The organism is Hymenobacter sp. HDW8 (assembly GCF_011305775.1).
Lineage (GTDB): Bacteria > Bacteroidota > Bacteroidia > Cytophagales > Hymenobacteraceae > Hymenobacter > Hymenobacter radiodurans.
In genome coordinates this window covers 4,458,167-4,477,044 of record NZ_CP049907.1, presented here as the reverse complement: position 1 = coordinate 4,477,044, position 18,878 = coordinate 4,458,167, and the positions used below count along the sequence as shown (strand labels likewise).

Genomic DNA, 18,878 nt, shown 5'->3' with positions numbered 1-18,878 from the left:
GTGGGAAGTAGGAGTGGCAATTTCCAACATTTTACCGACGAACCAAACGCCCTTTTTTTATAGGTATGGCAGCAACTCACTTCAAAACGACGGTCATGCAGAGCAGAGCGAAGCATCTCGCGTGCGGTCGTTAGATTACTACTCTCTCATCAGCACGCGAGATGCTTCGCTCCGCTCTGCATGACCGCATCATGGATTCAGTCTTTACTGTCCTTTGCCGCAGTTGCCATTACTGTACTCGCGTCAGGCGCACATAGTCCAGCATAGCTTGGTTCACCGCGCCATTCATATTCTCATTAGCGGGCTCAAAGGCTAAAGTCAACGTCTGGGGGCCATTTTCCAAACGTACCAGCACGGAGTTGGAGAAGCCCCAGTTCGACCACTCGGCTACGCCGCGCTGAGGCATCACAATGGTTCCTAGCTGTTGCTGACCGTTGCGCAGGGTGCGAATAGCGCATTTATTCTCCGTATTGATGGGTCCGTTGCCATTGGCATAGCGAAAATCAACAGCATACAGACCTGCTGCTGGCACCGTCACGCGAATAGGCAGCGTCTTGTTTTTCGTCTTGCTGACTTCAATGAAGCCTTGACCACTGAAGCCCTTGTACGGCAACGTCGCCTTCGGCGCAACAGCTTCCAATTGATAGAGCTGGCTGAATTTCTCGCTATTTACCGCCAGTGGCTCGCTGGCAAACGATTCGAGGCCTGCCGCGTCTACAGCTATCACCTGATACTCAGCGTACGCGGTGGCATCGGCCGGCGATTCCAAGGCGGTGGTCGTGGCTATTGCCTGGCCATTTCTCAGGATGCGGTAGCTTCTTACCCCTTCCTGCTTATTCCAGGTGAGGCGGTTGTTCGCAAAACTTACTTCGGGGGCTGCCGGTGAGAATCGGTTCGCTACCTGAGTCACGGGGGCTTTCTGGGGGCTTTTCCGGCTAAGAGAATCCGAACCTTATGGCGGCCGGTAAGCGTGGCAGGGATGGTAGCATTGGCCAATGGCTTGTCATCCATTGTAATAGTCGTTATTTCATTGCCGTAGCCCTCCATCTCCAAATCCAGCACCGCACCGCGATACTTGAAGTTTGAAAGCTTACGCGGTCCGGCAAATGCCTTTGGTACAAACGGCCGCAGCACGAGCTTATCGGCCTGAAAATCCATTCCAAACAGCACCTTGTACACGAGGCTCAGGCTACCGGAAAGGCTCCAGAGCATATTGCTCGAGTTAATTTGAGTACCGGCGAAATCGCCGTTTTCCGCCACGAAATTTTCCTTGTTGGTCAAGAACAAAGCAGCGGGGCGGTAAATGGCGGCAATGCTTTCGGTTAAAGAGGCATCGTTGCCGACTTTAGCCGCTGCCAGGGCCCAATAGCTTTGCACAAAAGGCCACACGCCGTTATTGTGGTAAGGCGGAATGCCAGGTATCTGCGGGTAAATGCAACTAATGCCGTAGGGTGTGGTGGGTGTTTTTTGCACCACTTGCTCCGCACGCTCGCCTTCCGCAATACCAAAAAGTACGGTGAGCGCCTCGCCCAAGGCCTCAGCCCGTGGCGACAGTATTTTGTAGGTACGCCCGTACAGAAACTGGCCGTAATATCCTTTTTCGGGTTGCCACAGGTACTTATTTATACCTTGCTTAATCTGCTGGGCCAGCTGCTGGTGCTTGCTGGCTACGGCCGCCTCACCGAGGATTTGGGCCATCTGGCTGAGCACTACGTTGGCGTGGTAGTGCACGGCATTCGTACCCAGCGTTTCCGACTCATAAATGTCCACGGGCTGCATCCACTTAGGGTAGGTTTGCTCCCGCCAATCCAAAAACGATGACTCGCCGCGTACCATGCCCGTCTGCGCGTTATAAGCGTTCTGAACATCGTCCTCAATCGACTTTTGGATGATGGGATACACCGTGCGCAGCCACTGCTCCTCGCCTGTCACTTTATAGATTTCCCAGGCGGCCGTGGCCCAAATCATGCGGTCGGTGGAGCATGGGTATGCGCCGCCCGTGCCCGTATCCTGAATAATACGCCCCTCCTTCGATACCTTACGCATCAAGCTGTTTTTAGCTACTTCCGGCTGTAGCATGGCCATCGACAGAATGATGCTGTAGCTGATGTCGCGGGTCCAAACGCCGGCCCACTCCTTACCGGTGCGGAAGGTGCTATCCGGCTCCACGGCGCGGCGGGCTTCCTCTAGCGCCAAATTATACAGCGCATCGGCTATCGGATAATCAGAAGTGTACTGCGGAAAATCATCCGTGTTAATCGACTTCTCCCACTTGCCGGCAGTGGTTTCGGCGGCCTGGGGGGCATTTAGGGTCAGTGTAGTCTCATAAATGCCGTTGCCATCAGGGTCTTTCAGCTCCAGTTCGGGCTTGTTCACAAGGTTGTCAAAATCCCAGCTAAGCGGAGCCGTGTTGCCAGCTACAAATACCTTCTTGAAGTCTTCCTTATAAATCTTCTCGCCTTTGAAAGTGGTGTAGAAACCTTGCTTCTTAAACGCCGCCAACACCGGCCGCATATCCAGCCGAATCTTCATGGGTGTGTTGGGGGGCAAATACAAGTTGGCTGGTACCGCTCCGGGGTCTACGTAGCGCTGCCCAAACACAATGACCGGTAGTTCGGGGGCTGTTTTCCCCGCCCGCGGCACCGCAATAAACCGATGATCCTGGCCCGGCGCCAGCTCGTTGTCCTTGCTGTTTATACTAAACTTAAAGTTAATTTCCGGGCTCTGAAACTCATTCGCAGGGCTTTGGTAGTTTGAGGTGAGCGAGGTAGGTGAAACGACCCGGGCTACGTGCTTACCCTGCACCACACTATCGCGATACACGGCGTACGCCTCCGACTTCCACACCGCCCCAGAGTCGTCTGTATCAGTCGTTTGTTGCATCTGACAAGCACTTAAGAGAGAACATGCGAGCACAAAGCCCGCTGAATAGGATAGTTGCTTCATACTGGAAATTTGGAAACAATGCTGCCTGCCTTGAGCTCCGCCAGCGGCTTACGCAACCACAGAACTCTTCAGGCCAGGGGACGAAAGATAGAGCAGTTTCGGCATCCGCGCAGGAATTTACTGACAGCGTAGCCTCACTTAGCATGGTTAGTTTCTACAAAAGATAAGCATGCTACAAAATGGCTAGCCTAAACCGTAGGAGAATAGCTATACTTTACTTACTTAGCAGTAGGCTTCTCCCTCTTGCATTTCCACTCCGTTATGCAGTTTCTACTCCATTGGCACCGCTTCTCCCTGCTTCTGACTTTTCTGCTGGGGCTGAGCCTGAGTGCGCCTGCTCAGAAAAAGCCATTGCCGGGCTACGTCGTTACGGCTGGCGGCGACACGCTGCGGGGGGCAATTGTTCCGGCTAGTAGGCTCACGCAGCAATACCGGGTGGAGTTTATTCCAATGCAGGGCCACCAACGCCTTTTTCTGGATGGCTATCAACTCGCGTCCTACACTTACTACACAGACCTGGACACCATACGCTACGTTTCGCTTCTGTTTGCACAGCGCGGCATGGATAAGCCCTGTCGGGGTTTCTTACAGCAGGTAGTGGCCGGCAAGGCGCAATTATATTATTACAGCTTTCACAATTCTGGTCAGCAACTGACCTCCTTTAACAGTGGCGGCTTGCTCAGTACTAGCCCCAGCAATTCGACTACTTCAAAGCAGGTGAGTGCTTATGCCCACTCCCTGATGAATAGCACTCCATTAACTCCTAGCATCAAACCGCAGAAAAACGCAAAATACCCCACATTCGGCCCGTTGAGTAAGCGTGGAGTGTACAATCCCGACAACACCCTCGTCATCTATCGCGCGGATAAGAGCCGGCTGGAAGACGTTAATGGATGGAGATTCCCGAAAGATGCGGCTGCTTATTTTGCCGATTTTCCCGACCTAGTCGCTGATCTTCAATCAGGTCAGTACCAGGCCCGCGACCTACCACAAATAGTACGGCGCTACAACGCCTGGCATCTTACGCGCAAGTCTGCTCCTTGATAATGAGTTGACTAGCTAACGTTCAATATGCGTACCTAGTGACCTACCCGAATGGATGCTGTTTACGAATTACTTTTCATCCTACCTATTAAGGTCTAGATAAGCCTACCTAATTCACACTTAATTAGATACTTGCTCTCGTTATCTAATGTTATCTAGACCTCATCTATGTCTCACACTCTCCGTCAGCGCTGTGGACCGGTTCTACTTATTTGCTTCTTAAGTTTGAGCATCAGCGCCTTTTCTCAGAAGAAAAAGCCATTGCCAGGTTACGTAGTCACCACAGGAGGCGACACCTTGCTGGGGGCCATCTATCCCACCGACCCTTTATTGCAACAGATTCAAGTAGAATTTCTAACGGTGCAAGGAAACCAGCGGCTCACTCTAGATGGCTATCAACTTGCTTCCTACACTTACTTTAAAGACCAGGATACAATACGCTATATTTCCTTTCCTTTTTTGCAGAATGGCAGTACAAAGCCAAATCGCGGTTTTTTGCAACAGCTAATAACCGGGGAGGCCCAACTTTATTACTACAGTGCGCATGATACTGGGCCAACACCGATGCCCAACAATCCTAACGTTTATTTCTATATAGTCCCTCAAAAAAACTCGAACTATCCTTTGTTTACGGCACCAAGGCGGCGTGGATTAGGTCGAAACCCCGCACGCTCCTTTGTTATTTATCGTGAAAACCAGGATCGCCTAGCTCATACTAATGCGTGGAAATTCCCCAAGGACGCCGTCACTTATTTCAGCGAATGCCCAGAATTAGTTGCTGATTTAAAATCCCGACGTTATCGGTATCGCGACATTCCACAGATCGTACGGCGATACAATGCATGGTTCCAAACGCAAAAGCCTACACCCTAATTAAGCTGGATAGTCAACTTTCAGTATTTGTACCTGTTCCATTCTGCGTATGGAAGCTGATGTTATTGTGATTGGGGCTGGGCTAGCGGGGCTGGTAGCCGCCGCAGAGCTAGCTGACGCGAACAAGCGAGTATTACTACTGGATCAGGAACCCGAGCAAAGCCTCGGCGGACAAGCTTTCTGGTCGCTGGGGGGCATTTTTCTGGTCGATTCACCTGAACAGCGCCGCCTCGGCATCCGCGATTCGCACGCGCTGGCCTTAGATGACTGGCTTGGCACCGCTGCCTTCGACCGCCCCGAGGACAAGTGGCCCCGGCGCTGGGCCGAAGCTTATGTTGAGTTTGCGGCTGGCGAAAAGCGCTCTTGGCTTTATCAGCAGGGTATGCGCTTTTTTCCCGTGGTGGGTTGGGCCGAACGAGGTGGTTACGGCGCTATCGGGCACGGCAATTCTGTGCCGCGCTTCCACGTCACGTGGGGCACCGGGCCCGGTGTGGTAGCGCCATTTGAGCGCCGCGTGCGCGAAGGCGTAAAACGCGGCCTCATCACCTTCAAATTTCGGCATCGAGTAGAAGAGTTAATCGTAACAAATGGCGTCGTGAATGGCGTGTTGGGTGAAATCCTCGAACCCAGCGACGTGCTGCGCGGGCAGAAAAGCTCTCGCATAGCCGTCGGCGACTTCGCGTTTTATGCCCAGGCAGTCATCGTAACTTCTGGTGGTATTGGGGCCAATCATGCGCTGGTGCGGCAAAACTGGCCCGCGCGCCTCGGCGAGCCCCCCAAAAGCATGCTGTCGGGTGTGCCCGCCCACGTCGATGGCCTGATGCTGGGCATCAGCGCCGCCGCTGGGGGGAATTTAATCAACCAGGACCGTATGTGGCACTACCCGGAAGGCATCCAAAACTGGAACCCCATCTGGCCCAACCACGGCATCCGCATTCTGCCCGGCCCTTCGTCGCTGTGGCTTGATGCGCGTGGAAATCGCCTGCCCGTGCCCTTGTTCCCGGGCTTCGACTCGCTGGGCACGCTGCGGCACCTGCGCCAAACAGGTCACGACTACAGCTGGTTTGTGCTAACACAGCGCATTCTGCGGAAGGAATTCGCCCTTTCCGGCTCGGAGCAAAACCCCGATCTGACCAACAAAGACTGGCGCCAGACCCTTGGCCGCGCCTTTGGCAAAGCCGCGCCGGCTCCTGTTGAGGCCTTCAAAAAACACGGCGCCGACTTTGTAGTAAAAGACAACTTAGCCGACCTCGTGCAGGGCATGAACGCTTTAACAGAAGCTCCGCTCATCGACCTCGCTTCTCTGGAGCGCGAAATTCGAGCCCGCGACCGGCAGCTGGACAATCCCTTCAGCAAAGACAGCCAGATTACGGCTCTGCGGGGTGCCCGCAACTATCTGGGAGACAAACTTATCCGCACGGCGAAGCCCCACCGTCTGCTCGACCCGGCGGCTGGGCCGCTCATTGCGGTGCGCCTGCACATCATCACTCGCAAGACCCTCGGAGGCCTCGAAACCGACCTTTCTGGGCGGGTACTGAATGAAGATGGCAACCCTGTGCGTGGTCTGTATGCGGCGGGCGAAGTCGCGGGTTTTGGCGGTGGTGGGATGCACGGCTACCGTGCTTTGGAGGGCACCTTCCTCGGTGGCTGCCTTTTCTCAGGCCGAGTAGCCGGCCGTGCTGCTGCGCACGCCGTTATTTAGCACACCCTACAGTACAGGGAAGCTGACTACGAGGCGGCGTTTACATTTAGTTCGTTGGCAAGTTTCTGTCGCTGCACTGCCCTTATGAAATGCACTCGCCTCTTATTGGCTTGCCTTGTTTGCCTGCTCACAGTCAAAAGCGTAGCCGCGCAACCAGCTAAAACCAGCTTTAGATTCGATTTTGGATCGGGTAAAACAGCGGCTGGCTACCAGCAGGTTTTACCGACTGCTGTGTACGCAGCAGACAAAGGCTACGGCTTCGATTTCAATACCACTGTTAAAGCTGTTGACCGAGGCGGAAAAGACGCACTAAAGAGCGATTTTGTAACTAGTGACAAGCCCTTTTACTTCTCCGTCGATTTGCCGGAGGGAAACTACAATGTGACCTTTACTCTTGGCGATGCAAAAGGTCGCTCTGCTACCTCCGTAAAGGCAGAATCGCGCCGCTTACTGCTGGAAAAGACGGAAACCGAGCCGGGCAAATTCAGCACGCACACGTTTACTATTAACATCAAAAGTCGGCAGATTCTGGGGGGCAATTCGGTGGCTTTGAAACCGCGGGAACTGACCAAGCTCGATTGGGATAACAAGCTCACGCTAGAATTCAACGGCGCCGCTACCTGTCTGAATTCTCTGGAAATAACGCCTGCTCTAAACGCGGTAACAGTTTTTCTGGCTGGCAATTCTACCGTCGTCAATCAGGAAGAGGAGCCCTGGGCTTCGTGGGGACAGATGTTGCCGCGCTTTTTGAAGTCCGGAGTGGCCGTTGCCAATCACGCCGAATCGGGCCTGAGTCTGGGCAGCTTTCTGGGCTCGCGGCGCCTGGAAAAAGTACTGAGCGTGATGACGCCCGGCGACTACCTATTTATCGAATTCGGGCACAATGACCAGAAGGAAAAAGGCCCCCAGGATGGCGCCTATAACTCCTACACGGAGCGCCTGAAGCTGTTCGTAAGGGAAGCCAAAAAGAAGGGTGGCATTCCGGTCATTCTAACTTCTACCAGCCGCCGCTCATTTGGGGCTAATGGCAAGATTGAAAACAGCCTTGGCGACTACCCAGAAGCCGCGCGCCAAGTTGCGCGCGCCGAAAACGTCGCGCTCATTGACCTCACCGCCATGACCCAAACGCTCTACGAAACGATAGGCGTGGAAGAGTCGAAGAAAGCCTTCGTGCATTACCCGGCCAACACCTATCCGGGACAGGAGCAAGCCCTGGCCGATAACACGCACTTCAGCCCGTATGGCGCCTACCAAATTGCCAAGTGCGTAGTGGAAGGCGTCAAAGCTAATAAGCTAGGCTTAGTGAAGTTTCTCAGGAATGACACCCCACCCTTCTCCCCTACCCAACCTGATGCCTTAGCCGCTTGGCAGTGGGCCGAAAGCCCGCGCACTGATACTGTAAAACCCGATGGCAATTAGCATGATAAAATACAGCCTGTATTGCCTGTTACTGATCCTGTTTTTGCCCCCCACGTATGCCGCGGCGCAAACCCGGCCGGCGGGCAAACTGGCGCCCAAGCCCCTGTACCGCGACCCCATTTTCGACGGTGCTGCCGACCCGGTGGTCATCTGGAATAAGCGGGAGAAAAAGTGGTTTATGTTTTACACCAACCGCCGTGCCACCGACCCCGCTGCCGAGGGCGTAACCTGGGTGCACGGTACGCGCATCGGTATTGCCGAATCGGCGGATGGCGGCGCCACGTGGAGCTACCGCGACACAGCTAACATCAACTACCGCCCGACCCCGCAGTACACGCACTGGGCGCCCGATGTTGTGGAGGATGAAAAAGGCGGTTATCACATGTTTCTGACCTACGTGCCGGGCATTTTTACCGATTGGAATCACCCGCGTCATATTCTGCACCTTACCAGTTTAGATTTGCTGAATTGGAAATACGAATCGACGCTTAGCCTAACCACTGACAAAGTCATTGATGCCAGCGTATTTCGCCAACCCGATGGCACGTGGCGCATGTGGTACAACAATGAGCGCGACGGCAAATCCATTTACTACGCCGACAGCCCCGACCTCTGCCATTGGCAAGACAAAGGCTTGGCCCTGAAGGAGCGCGGTGAAGGTCCCAAAGTTTTCCGCTGGCACGAACGCTACTGGATGATCATCGACAAATGGAAAGGCCTGGGCGTGTACAGTTCCACCGACTTACAGCAGTGGCAGCCGCAAGAAGAGCACTTAGTAGAGCTACCCGGCAAAGGCTCAGAAGATCAAGCCATTGGCGGCCACCCCGACGTGGTAGTGCAAGGTGACCGGGCGTATCTGTTCTACTTCACCCACCCCGGGCGCACCGAAGGCACACCTTCCGCAGCGGCCACTTTAGCCACCAAACGCAGCCTGATTCAGGTAACTGAGCTGCACTACGCCAACGGCAAGCTCACCTGCGACCGGGACCAGCCCACGTATATTCAGCTCAAGCCAACTGGTAAGCAACCGAAAAAACGATTGTAAAAAGCCCCCCAGATGCCGCCATTTTTCTCCTCAAAAAGCCCGAAGGCTTTCCCGCTTATCATCAGTTTTTTTATCAGCTTTGGTGCGCTTGCTCAGCAGGCTTTACCGAAAGGACAGGCACTGGTTTTTGCCTACTTCAAAGGCAACGGACAAGATGGTCTACACCTAGCGCACAGCCAGGATGGCTACACCTGGTCGGCGCTGAAAAAGGACAGCACCTTCCTGCGGCCTACAGTCGCCAAGGATAAGCTCATGCGTGACCCTTGCGTGATTCGGGGCAAAGATGGGCTATTTCACATGGTCTGGACGGTGAGCTGGAACGATAAGGGCATCGGTTACGCCACTTCCAAAGACCTGGTGAATTGGTCGGCGCAGCAGTTTATTCCGGTGATGCAGCACGAGCCCGAAGCGCGTAATTGTTGGGCGCCTGAAATTACGCTCGATGAAAAAACGGGCACTTATCTCATCTACTGGGCCACTACCATTACTGGCAAATTTCCCGAAACACAGAGCACCGCCGACAAAGCTTACAACCACCGTATTTACTACGTCACGACCAAGGACTTCAAGACTTTCGGCGACACAAAGCTGCTGTACGAGCCGGGCTTCAACTCCATTGATGCCACTATCCAGCGCGACGGCAAACGCTACGTCATGATTCTGAAAGACGAAACCCGCGAGCCCGCTCAAAAGAACCTTAAGGTAGCTTTCAGTAATAATTTACTGGGCCCGTACGGCAAAGCCTCCGCTCCCATCACCGGCAAGTATTGGGCAGAAGGCCCTACTGCTATTCAGCTAAGCAAAGAATGGCTGGTGTACTTCGATAAATACACCGAGCGCAAGTACGGCGCCGTTCGCTCCACTGACCTCAAAACCTGGACTGATGTTTCCGATCAAGTGCGCTTCCCGGCCGGCGCCCGCCACGGCACCGTCATTCAAGTATCGCAGAAGGAACTGGATTTGCTGCTAAAGCAGTAATTGCTAGAACAGTTATGCGATTATGTACCCGCCATCATCAGGCGGTCATGCCGAGCGCAGCGAAGCATCTCGCGTGCTTTCCAGGATTAGTAACCTCACATCAGCACGGGAGATGCTTCGCTGCGCTCGGCATGACCGCCTGATTAACAATCTACCCTGCCTTTTTTACCAAGTACTTCTGTAGGGGGCATTTTTTGAGGTCGCGAATTCCCTCCGCCACGATGGCCGCGTTCAGCTTCGCACCGGCCTCGATGGTGTGTGTGTGGTCTTGGGTGTTGAAGTAGGTTGCGCGTACTTTTTGCTCGCCCTCCGCGTCGTATTTATCGGCCACGCGGTTGTTTAAGTCGATATAATACGCGCCACCTTGCTTAGCGGCTGCCGCTGCCCACTGGCCGTAGTCGGCGTCGGCGCGCTTCACTTTGCCGTCTTGCCACTGGTTGCGCGGAATAAGCGAGCATACAATGACGGTGGCGCCTTTAGCTTTGGCCTCGGCAATGTACTGGCGCAGATACCAGCCGTAGCTGTGCACTACTTCTTGCTGCTTGGTAATGGGATTATAAATCTCCTGGCTTTCGTTGCCATTGCTACGGATGGTGCCGCGGGCACGGGCGGTATCAGCCAGGGGACCATTGTCGTTGTGGCCGAACTGCATAATGACGAAGTCGCCGGGCTTCAGCTTGGTTTGCACATCGGCCCACAAGCCTTTAGTGCGAAACGTGCGGCTGCTGGTGCCACCCAAAGCTGCGTTGCGAATGGCAAGGCGGGTAGTATCGAAGTGCGCGGGCAAAAAAGCCCCCCAGCCCCAGAGGCCGCCGTCGCCGTTGCCTTTGCCGTTTTTCACAGTTGAGTCGCCGATGAGGTAGAGTGTGGGTTTTGGCCGTTCTTTTTGCAGAAAAGCCAACGAGATAAACACCGCAAAAAGAAGCAGAAGGCCGTTCAGTTTGCGGCCTCTTTTCTTCGAAAAAACTGACAATACAGCGGCAGCGGGCGTCGTCGTTTTCATAGCTAAGTGAAGGAATAAATTAGCGTTTGGCGAGAAAGCTTCGCAGAGGCAGCCGCTTAAGTTCTTTAATACCGGATACCACCGATTCGGCATTGATGCGCGCTCCGGCTTCGTTGGTGTGGGTGTGGTCGCCGGCGAATAGTTTGGCGACTTCCTCGGGGCCCATTTTGTCGTATTTGTCGGCTGTGATTTTATTCAAGTCAATGAACTGCACCCCTTCCTGCTGCGCTACTTCAGCCGCCCATTTACCAAAATCCTGATTGGCCCGCTTCACCTTGCCGTCTTTCCACTGGTTGCGCGGAATCATAGAGGCCACAATGGGCGTGGCGCCCTTCGCTTTTGCCCCCCGAATAAAAGAGCGCAGATACCAGCCGTAGGTGTGCACCGTTTCCTGGCGGCCATTGGGCCAAGTTAAGCTCTTGGTTTCTTCACCGGTGCCGCGCAGCACGCCACGCCGGCCGGCTTTGGTAGTGTCGGGCTCGCTGCCTTCGTTGTGGCCAAACTGCATGATGAGAAAGTCGCCGGGCCGCAGCAGCGAATCGACGCGCCGCCAGCGCCCTTCCGACACGAAGGTGCGCGTGCTGCGGCCAGCCATAGCGTGGTTGGCAATAGCAATGCGCGTGGTGTCAAAAAAGCCCCCCAGCTTGCTTCCCCAGCCCATTTGTGGCAAGTGCGAATTGTTGACGGTGGAGTCGCCGATGAGGTAGAGCGTGGGCTTGGTCTCGGCCGATTGAACGAATGCCGTCAGGCAGCCAAGTAGCGCAAACAGAACGACGAGCTTTTTCATAAACAACGCACCAGTAGGCAAATGAATCGATCAGCAAGGAAAAGCTTCGCCTTACCGCAACTCTCCTGTACTGTTCGGTGTGCGCCAGCAACCGAAGCACTACTTCGACAGCCCAGATTAAAGCTTTTGTAGTCCTCCGCGTCGTGATTTTGGACCAGCAGGAAAGTAGTATCGGGCCCTGCAGGAAGCAGCGGGCACCTGTAGCAGGCTGTCAGAATACACTGATCATTAAAATGTTATAGACAGGACACTGCAGGACACATCGTGGAATTTTATTGGTCAGCTTTGATAAGTGCACTATCACCCGGTGTGCATGTATTTCCGACCTACCCAATTTCCACTTCCAACCCCATTACTATGCTTAAAAACCTACCATGGCTCAAGCGTAATATTGCCTTTTGCGCTTTGCTAGCTGCAACGGGCACGCCCTTTATGAGCGTCGCGCAAGGTAAGAAAAAAGCCCCCCAGACCGCCCAACGCCAACTCGAAAAGCTCGGGCGCGGCATTGTGGCCGTCAAGCTCGACGAGAGCAAAGTATTCGTGAGCTGGCGCCTGTTAGCCACGGATAATCCGGAAGTCGGCTTTAACCTGTTTCGCAAAACGGCCGACGGCGAAACGGTTAAGCTGAACACCACTCCCATTACGGAGAGCACCAACTGGGTAGACGAAACTGCGGCCGGCATCCAGGACGCAACGTACTTTGTGCGTGCCGTGCGCAACGGCGGACCAGGACACGGTCAGGAATCCTCGAACCCGGAAACCACCGGAGTATGGGGCCAACAGTTTATGCGCTTGCCCTTGCAGCGCCCAGCCGGCGGCACCACCCCCAACGGCGCAGCCTACACCTATAGCCCCGGCGACTGCTCCGTGGGCGATATGGACGGCGACGGCACCTACGAAATCGTAGTAAAGTGGGATCCCTCCAATCAGCAAGACAACTCGCTGAGCGGCTTTACGGGCAACGTTATTCTGGACGCCTACAAGCTCAACGGCGAGCGTCTGTGGCGCATTGACCTAGGCAAAAATATCCGGGCGGGCGCACACTATACCCAGTTTATGGTGTACGATCTGGACGGTGACGGCAAGGCGGAAGTAGCCTGCAAAACGGCGGATGGCACCATTGATGGCACGGGCCAGGTGTTGGGCGACGCCAGCGCTGACCATCGTAACACGGCTGGCTACATTCTGCGCGGGCCGGAGTTCCTGACGGTTTTTAATGGCCTTACCGGCGCCGCTTATCCCAGCGTACGCTACCTGCCGCAGCGCCATCCCACGGTGGGCGACAACCCCACGCCAGCCCAAATCAATACCATCTGGGGCGACAATTACGGCAATCGAATCGACCGTTTCCTGGCTGCCGTGGCTTACCTCGACGGCGTAAATCCTAGCTTGGTTATGTGCCGCGGCTACTACACGCGCACCGTGCTGGTGGCCTGGGACTTCAAGAACGGACAGCTCACCGAGCGCTGGACCTTTGATAGTAACGACGGCACTCCCGGCAACCTAGCCTACCGCGGCCAGGGCTATCATAGCCTGGCCGTTGCGGACGTAGACGAAGATGGCAAAGATGAAATCGTGTACGGCGCCTGCGCCATCGACGACGACGGTAAAGGCTTGTATACCACAGGCCGCGGCCACGGCGACGCCATGCACGTATCGGACCTCGACCCAGACCGGCCGGGCCTGGAAATATTCTCTGTGCACGAAACCCAGGCACAATACGGCTCGGCTCCCAATGACTTCCGTGATGCGCGCACTGGCACCCTGATTTGGGGCGCACCGGGTCCTAATCAGGGTGATGTAGGCCGAGGTGTAACGATGGACGTTGACCCTCGCACGTTGGGCACCGAATCGTGGAGCACCCGCGGCGGGCTGTACTCGGCCAAAGGGGTTCAGATTTCAACTGTCAAGCCCAACAGCATCAACTTCGGCGTGTGGTGGGATGGCGACTTGCTGCGTGAACAACTCAATGGCACTGATATCAACAAATGGGACTGGCTGAACAGCCGTACCAACTCTTTGCTACCCGCTGCTACGCTTGGCGCCGGCTCAAATAATGGCACAAAAGCAACGCCTAACCTGAGCGCCGACTTGTTTGGCGACTGGCGGGAGGAAGTTATCTGGCGCAACACCAACAACGAGGAGTTGCTGATTTTTACGACTACGATTCCTACTACTTACCGCCTCACCACGCTCATGCACGACCCCGTGTACCGCCTGAGCATTGCGTGGCAGAACGTGGGCTATAACCAGCCCCCGCATCCCGGCTTCTACCTGGGCGACGGCATGACACTGGCCAGCGTCAGCAGTCCGGTAGGGGAAAAAGCGGCTACCTCAGCCACCGTATATCCTAACCCCACCACTAGCTCGTTCCACATTAACGCCCCTGGTGCATTCACCTACGAAGTGTACAACAACTTCGGACAAGTAGTAGAGCAGGGCGCGGGCGAGCCGGCGAATACAATTGGGGCCAGCTTGAAGGCAGGCTTGTACACGGTGAAGGTGCACTCCACCGACGGTGTGCAAACCATCCAAGTATCCAAGGAATAATCGACTCCATTAAGTTAGAAAGGGGCGCTGACGATATTGTCAGCGCCCCTTTTTTGTGGCTTGTAAAACCACTAAGAGGAAGCCGGCACGAACAAAAAAGCCCCCCAGATAGGAAAAATGCGGTGAGTTCAGGACGAAGCAGGATACTACAGGTAGCACGCAGAAGAAATCTGGCCTAAGTTGGCTACCTAAATGCCCCTTCTGCCCTTCTGAGCTACTGATTATGAAAACCAATCTGCTGACCTGGTTCACCTGTTTGACGCTGCTCTGGGGTGGCAATGCCACCGCTCAAGCACCCCCGCAAAAGCAGGTTCGCTACCTCTCCGGCACCGATAACATGCACACCGCCACCTGGGATTTTTACTGCACCGGGGGGCGAAAAAGCGGCTTCTGGACCAAGATTCAGGTGCCATCGTGCTGGGAGCAGCAGGGTTTTGGCAGCTACAACTACGGCCGCGACTACAAAACCTACGGCAAAAACTTCCGCTTCGCCGACGAGAAAGGCCTGTACAAGCACACCTTCCAAGTGCCCGCCGAGTGGCGCGACCGGGAGGTGTTTATTGTATTTGAGGGCTCCATGACGGATACCGAAGTCAAAATAAACGGGCAACTGGCTGGGCCCATTCATCAGGGGGCTTTTTACCGTTTCAAATACAACCTCTCCGATAAGCTGAACTTCGACAAGCCCAATGTGCTGGAAGTAACGGTGAGCAAAATGTCGGCCGACGCTTCCGTGAACAACGCCGAGCGCTTGGCCGACTACTGGATTTTCGGTGGCATTTTCCGGCCCGTATACTTGGAAGCATTTCCCAAGCAATTTGCCCCCCAGCTAGCCATTGATGCCCGCGCCGACGGCTCGTTTAAGATGAACGTAGCCCTGAAGGGTCTACGCCAAGCTACCGACGTGCAGGCCGACATCGTGAATGCGCAGGGCGCAGTAGTAGGTACGGCGCGGGGCCAAGCCAGCGCCCAGGATACGCTGGTGCAGCTCAAAACTACAGTCACCAAGCCGCAGCTCTGGACCTCCGAAACGCCGAATATGTACCGCGTGAACGTGACGATGCAGGCTGGGGGGCAAAAGTTGTATCAGACTTCCGAGCGCTTTGGCTTTCGCACTATCGAAATCCGCCGAGGCAAAGGCGTGTATGTAAACGGCACGCAAGTCAAATTCAAAGGCATCAATCGCCACAGCTGGTGGCCGGAAACCGGCCGCACCCTCAACGACTCTATTCACCTGATGGATGTGCGGCTGATGAAGGAGATGAATATGAACGCCGTGCGCATGTCGCACTACCCGCCCGACGCCAAGTTCCTGGACCTCTGCGACTCGCTGGGACTGTACGTGCTCGACGAGCTAGCCGGTTGGCAGAAAGCCTACAGCACGCCCGCCGGCGCGAAGCTGGTAAAGGAAATGGTGCAGAAGGACGTGAATCATCCCAGCATCATCTTCTGGAGCAACGGCAACGAAGGCGGCCACAACAAAGAGCTGGACGACGACTACGGACAATATGACCTATCCAACCGCCCCGTTATTCACGCCCACCACCGCCCAGGCAACCAGCACAACGGCATCGACTGCAACCACTACGAGAACTACTACAGCTCGCAGAAAATCCTGGCCGACTCGCTGATTTACATGCCCACCGAGTTTCTGCACGCCCAAGACGACGGCGGCGCGGCCGTGGGTCTGCACGACTTCTGGGAGCTGCACTGGGCTTCCCAACGCTCGGCGGGGGGCTTTTTGTGGGCCTTAGTCGATGAGGGAATCGTGCGCACCGACCAGCGCAATATCATAGACGTAAACGGCGTGAATGCCCCCGACGGCGTGGTGGGCCCGCACCGCGAAAAGGAAGGCAGCTTCTACGCCATCCGCGAGATTTTCTCGCCCATCAAGATTGATTTGAAGGAACTTCCTAACAAGTTTAACGGCACCGTGGAGGTGGAAAATCGCTACCATTTCAACAACCTTAGTCAGTGTTTTTTCCAGTGGGAGTTGGTGAATTACCGCCTGCCCGGCGAGACCTTCACGGGCTCGACCACCATGAAAAAAAACCGCGTCGACAGCCCCAAAGTTGCCCCTTTAGCGAAAGGCAAACTCAAACTCGGTTTGCCCAGAGACTGGAAAAACTACGATGCACTAGTACTCTTCGCTTTCGACCCGCAGAAAAACCTGGTGTACAAATGGACGTGGTCAACTGGCACCAATAAGCAACTTCTCCGCAACATACTCACGCTTCAGGAGAAGGAAAAACAGCCCATCGAAACCACCGAAACCGACAGCACACTCACGCTCAAAGCCAGTAACATCACCGTCACTTTCAACAAAACCAACGGCCACATCACGGGCTTGAAAGGCAACAGCGGCGACAAGCTTTCCTTCGGCAACGGCCCCATTTTAGCTGCCGGTCAAGCCAAGTTCACGGGTCTGCGGCGCCGCACTGAGGCCGACGGCGAAGTAATCGAGGCCAGCTATCAGGGCGACTTAAAAACGGTGCGCTGGAAAATGTACGGCAGCGGTTGGCTCCAGCTCGATTACGAGTACGCACTGCAAGGCGATTTCCCCTTCGCCGGCCTGAGTTTCACCTACCCCGAAAACTTCGTAATTGGGGCCAAATGGCTGGGCAAAGGTCCCTACCGCGTCTGGAAAAACCGCTTGCAGGGCGTAAATACCGACGTGTGGGAAAACGCCTACAACAACACCCAAACGGGCGCCGCCCCCTGGATTTACCCTGAGTTCAAAGGCTACTTTGCCGATATCACTTGGCTGGAGATGAACACCGTGGAAGGCAAGTTCCTGGTTGCCAGCCCCGACAAAGGCCTGTTCGTGCGCCTCTTCGATTTCTACGGCCTCTCCGGCGTCAAGTCCAGCCCCGACCTGCCGGGGGGCAATTTATCCTTCCTCGACGCCATTCCGCCCCTGGGCACCAAGCTCGCCTTGAACATCGACGCTAACACGAAAAATCTGGGTCCCAACAGCGAGCTAAACCACCTCAACGGCTCCACAAAACGCACGCTTTATTTCTTCTTCGGCCTGCCCAAAACAACCGGCACGCCCCAGCCCTACACCGTCCCCGCCAAGAACGATTTGTTTTAAGCAGAGAAAGGCAAGATCCTCTTAGTCATAACAGCCAAAAAGAACGTCATGCAGAGGTGGAGCCGAAGCATCTCGCGTGTTTACCAGGATTACTAATCCAATGTCAGCACGCGAGATGCTTCGGGTCCACCTCTGCATGACGTTCTTTTTAATAGTCGAGATGCGTTCTTCGGCACCTCGACTATTGCTTAGTCTACTTCACCTGCTTACTCTACTTCACCATCTCCATCTCCACGCTGGCCATAATAAACGGTCCTACACCCTTGAAATCATTCTTCTGGATAGGCTCGCTGAGGTAGTATTCGTAGCTGCCGTCGCGGTAAGGTTTGCCCCCCAGACCGCCTACGCTCACCGTGCCATTCAGCGTCAGCAGTCCATCGGGTTCGGTTTGCACAAACTGCTTCAGGATGCCCTGATAGCCTTTATCGGCTACTTTTTGGAAAGACTTATCCAGGTAGCCGAGGCGGGTGCCCTTAGCTAGCGCGTATACGAACATGCACGAAGCCGAAGCCTCCACGTAGTTGCCCGCCCGAGTACCTTGGTCGGACACTTGCCACCACGCGCCGGTTTTGGGGTCCTGATACTTCGCCAGCACGGGAGCCAACCGTTGCAGATACTTAATGAGCTTGGTCCGCTCGGGATGGTCTTTGGAAAAGTAGTCGAGCACATCTACCAGCGCCATTGCATACCACCCCATACCGCGCCCCCAAAAGTTGGGCGACAAGCCAGTTTGCTTATTGGCCCATTGTTCCGTGCGGCTCTCATCGTAGCCGTGGTAAAGCAGCCCAGTCTTCGGATCGACCAGGTTTTTCTCGATTAGCGCAAACTGTTTGGCTACTTCATCAAATCCTTTTGGCTGCTTAAATAGCTTACTATACTCGGTGGAAAAAGGCTCTGCCATGTATAGGCCATCCAGCCACATCTGGTTGGTGTAGCGCTGCTTATGCCAGTAGCCGCCCGCCTTCGTGCGCGGCTGGGCATCAAGCTGCTGATGCAGGCGGTGGGCGGCTTTGAGGTACTTTTCCTGCTGTAAGCCCGGCTGCTGACTTAGCGTAAGCAATATGCGGCCAGTGTTGATATTATCAAGGTTAAAATCCTCGTATTTGTAACGCTGAATCGAGCCGTCCTCGCCAATGGAGTAGTCAATTGTACGCACAATGTAGTCGAGGTATTTCCGCTCGCCAGTGCGCTCCCACACGCGTTCGATGGCCTTCAGCATCAGGCCCTGCTCGTAGCCCCAGCGAGCCACTTTATTCTGCTCCAGCCCCAGCGAATCGGGGTAGCGCTTGATAAACGAATCCACCATGCGCTGCGACAGCGCGGCAGACTTATTCTGGGCAAAAACCGCTGGACAAAGCAGCAGAAACAACAGCGAAAGCAGCAGGTTTTTTTTCATACAGAAAACTCGTCTGGGGGGCTTTTTTGAGACTTATTAGC

The 18,878-nt window shown here is 54.9% G+C and carries 13 protein-coding genes; 8 read left to right on the top strand and 5 right to left on the bottom strand.

Going from position 1 to position 18,878, the window contains the following annotated elements:
• Positions 1-229: 229 nt before the first annotated feature.
• Complete coding sequence (locus G7064_RS22555; protein WP_240935601.1) at positions 230-910, bottom strand: hypothetical protein; 681 nt, start codon at positions 908-910, stop codon at positions 230-232.
• The gene (locus G7064_RS19085; protein ID WP_240935599.1) at positions 907-2,883 is read right to left on the bottom strand and encodes an MGH1-like glycoside hydrolase domain-containing protein; all 1,977 of its coding nucleotides are present in this window, start codon (positions 2,881-2,883) and stop codon (positions 907-909) included. Before G7064_RS19085 ends, G7064_RS22555 begins: the two co-directional genes overlap by 4 nt.
• Before the next feature lie 324 nt (positions 2,884-3,207).
• Here G7064_RS19085 and G7064_RS19080 point away from each other — a divergent pair, with 324 nt between their 5' ends.
• The 6 genes from G7064_RS19080 (at position 3,208) to G7064_RS19055 (ending at position 10,007) form a co-directional block, all read left to right on the top strand.
• On the top strand, positions 3,208-3,990 hold the full coding sequence (locus G7064_RS19080; protein WP_166074842.1) for a hypothetical protein: 783 nt from the start codon (positions 3,208-3,210) through the stop codon (positions 3,988-3,990).
• A 168-nt stretch (positions 3,991-4,158) separates the two neighbouring features.
• Positions 4,159-4,863: a hypothetical protein gene (locus tag G7064_RS19075; RefSeq protein WP_166074841.1), complete on the top strand. Its 705-nt coding sequence runs from the start codon at positions 4,159-4,161 to the stop codon at positions 4,861-4,863.
• 49 nt (positions 4,864-4,912) lie between these two features.
• On the top strand, positions 4,913-6,565 hold the full coding sequence (locus G7064_RS19070; RefSeq protein ID WP_240935597.1) for an FAD-binding dehydrogenase: 1,653 nt from the start codon (positions 4,913-4,915) through the stop codon (positions 6,563-6,565).
• Positions 6,566-6,649: 84 nt separating this feature from the next.
• Positions 6,650-7,984 carry a rhamnogalacturonan acetylesterase gene (locus G7064_RS19065; protein ID WP_166074840.1) on the top strand — a complete coding sequence of 445 codons (1,335 nt, stop codon included), beginning with the start codon at positions 6,650-6,652 and terminating at the stop codon, positions 7,982-7,984.
• Position 7,985: 1 nt separating this feature from the next.
• A complete protein-coding gene (locus G7064_RS19060; RefSeq protein ID WP_205711145.1) occupies positions 7,986-9,029 on the top strand; it encodes a glycosyl hydrolase in 1,044 nt (347 codons plus the stop codon).
• Between the two features lie 12 nt (positions 9,030-9,041).
• Positions 9,042-10,007 (top strand): glycoside hydrolase family 43 protein, encoded by a 966-nt coding sequence (locus tag G7064_RS19055; protein ID WP_166074839.1) that lies wholly within the window; start codon positions 9,042-9,044, stop codon positions 10,005-10,007.
• A 151-nt stretch (positions 10,008-10,158) separates the two neighbouring features.
• Here G7064_RS19055 and G7064_RS19050 read toward each other — a convergent pair whose 3' ends face one another.
• The gene (locus G7064_RS19050) at positions 10,159-11,010 is read right to left on the bottom strand and encodes a rhamnogalacturonan acetylesterase (protein ID WP_240935595.1); all 852 of its coding nucleotides are present in this window, start codon (positions 11,008-11,010) and stop codon (positions 10,159-10,161) included.
• Between the two features lie 19 nt (positions 11,011-11,029).
• Complete coding sequence (locus G7064_RS19045; protein ID WP_166074837.1) at positions 11,030-11,797, bottom strand: rhamnogalacturonan acetylesterase; 768 nt, start codon at positions 11,795-11,797, stop codon at positions 11,030-11,032.
• A gap of 357 nt (positions 11,798-12,154) precedes the next feature.
• Between G7064_RS19045 and G7064_RS19040 the strand changes: the two genes are divergently transcribed.
• Entirely contained in the window at positions 12,155-14,347 is a 2,193-nt protein-coding gene (locus G7064_RS19040) for a T9SS type A sorting domain-containing protein (protein ID WP_166074836.1), read from the top strand.
• Between the two features lie 223 nt (positions 14,348-14,570).
• Complete coding sequence (locus G7064_RS19035; RefSeq protein ID WP_166074835.1) at positions 14,571-17,441, top strand: glycoside hydrolase family 2 protein; 2,871 nt, start codon at positions 14,571-14,573, stop codon at positions 17,439-17,441.
• A gap of 211 nt (positions 17,442-17,652) precedes the next feature.
• Here the strand turns inward: G7064_RS19035 and G7064_RS19030 are convergent, their stop codons facing one another.
• Positions 17,653-18,837 (bottom strand): glycoside hydrolase family 88 protein, encoded by a 1,185-nt coding sequence (locus tag G7064_RS19030; protein ID WP_317172787.1) that lies wholly within the window; start codon positions 18,835-18,837, stop codon positions 17,653-17,655.
• Between the last annotated feature and the right edge of the window lie 41 nt (positions 18,838-18,878).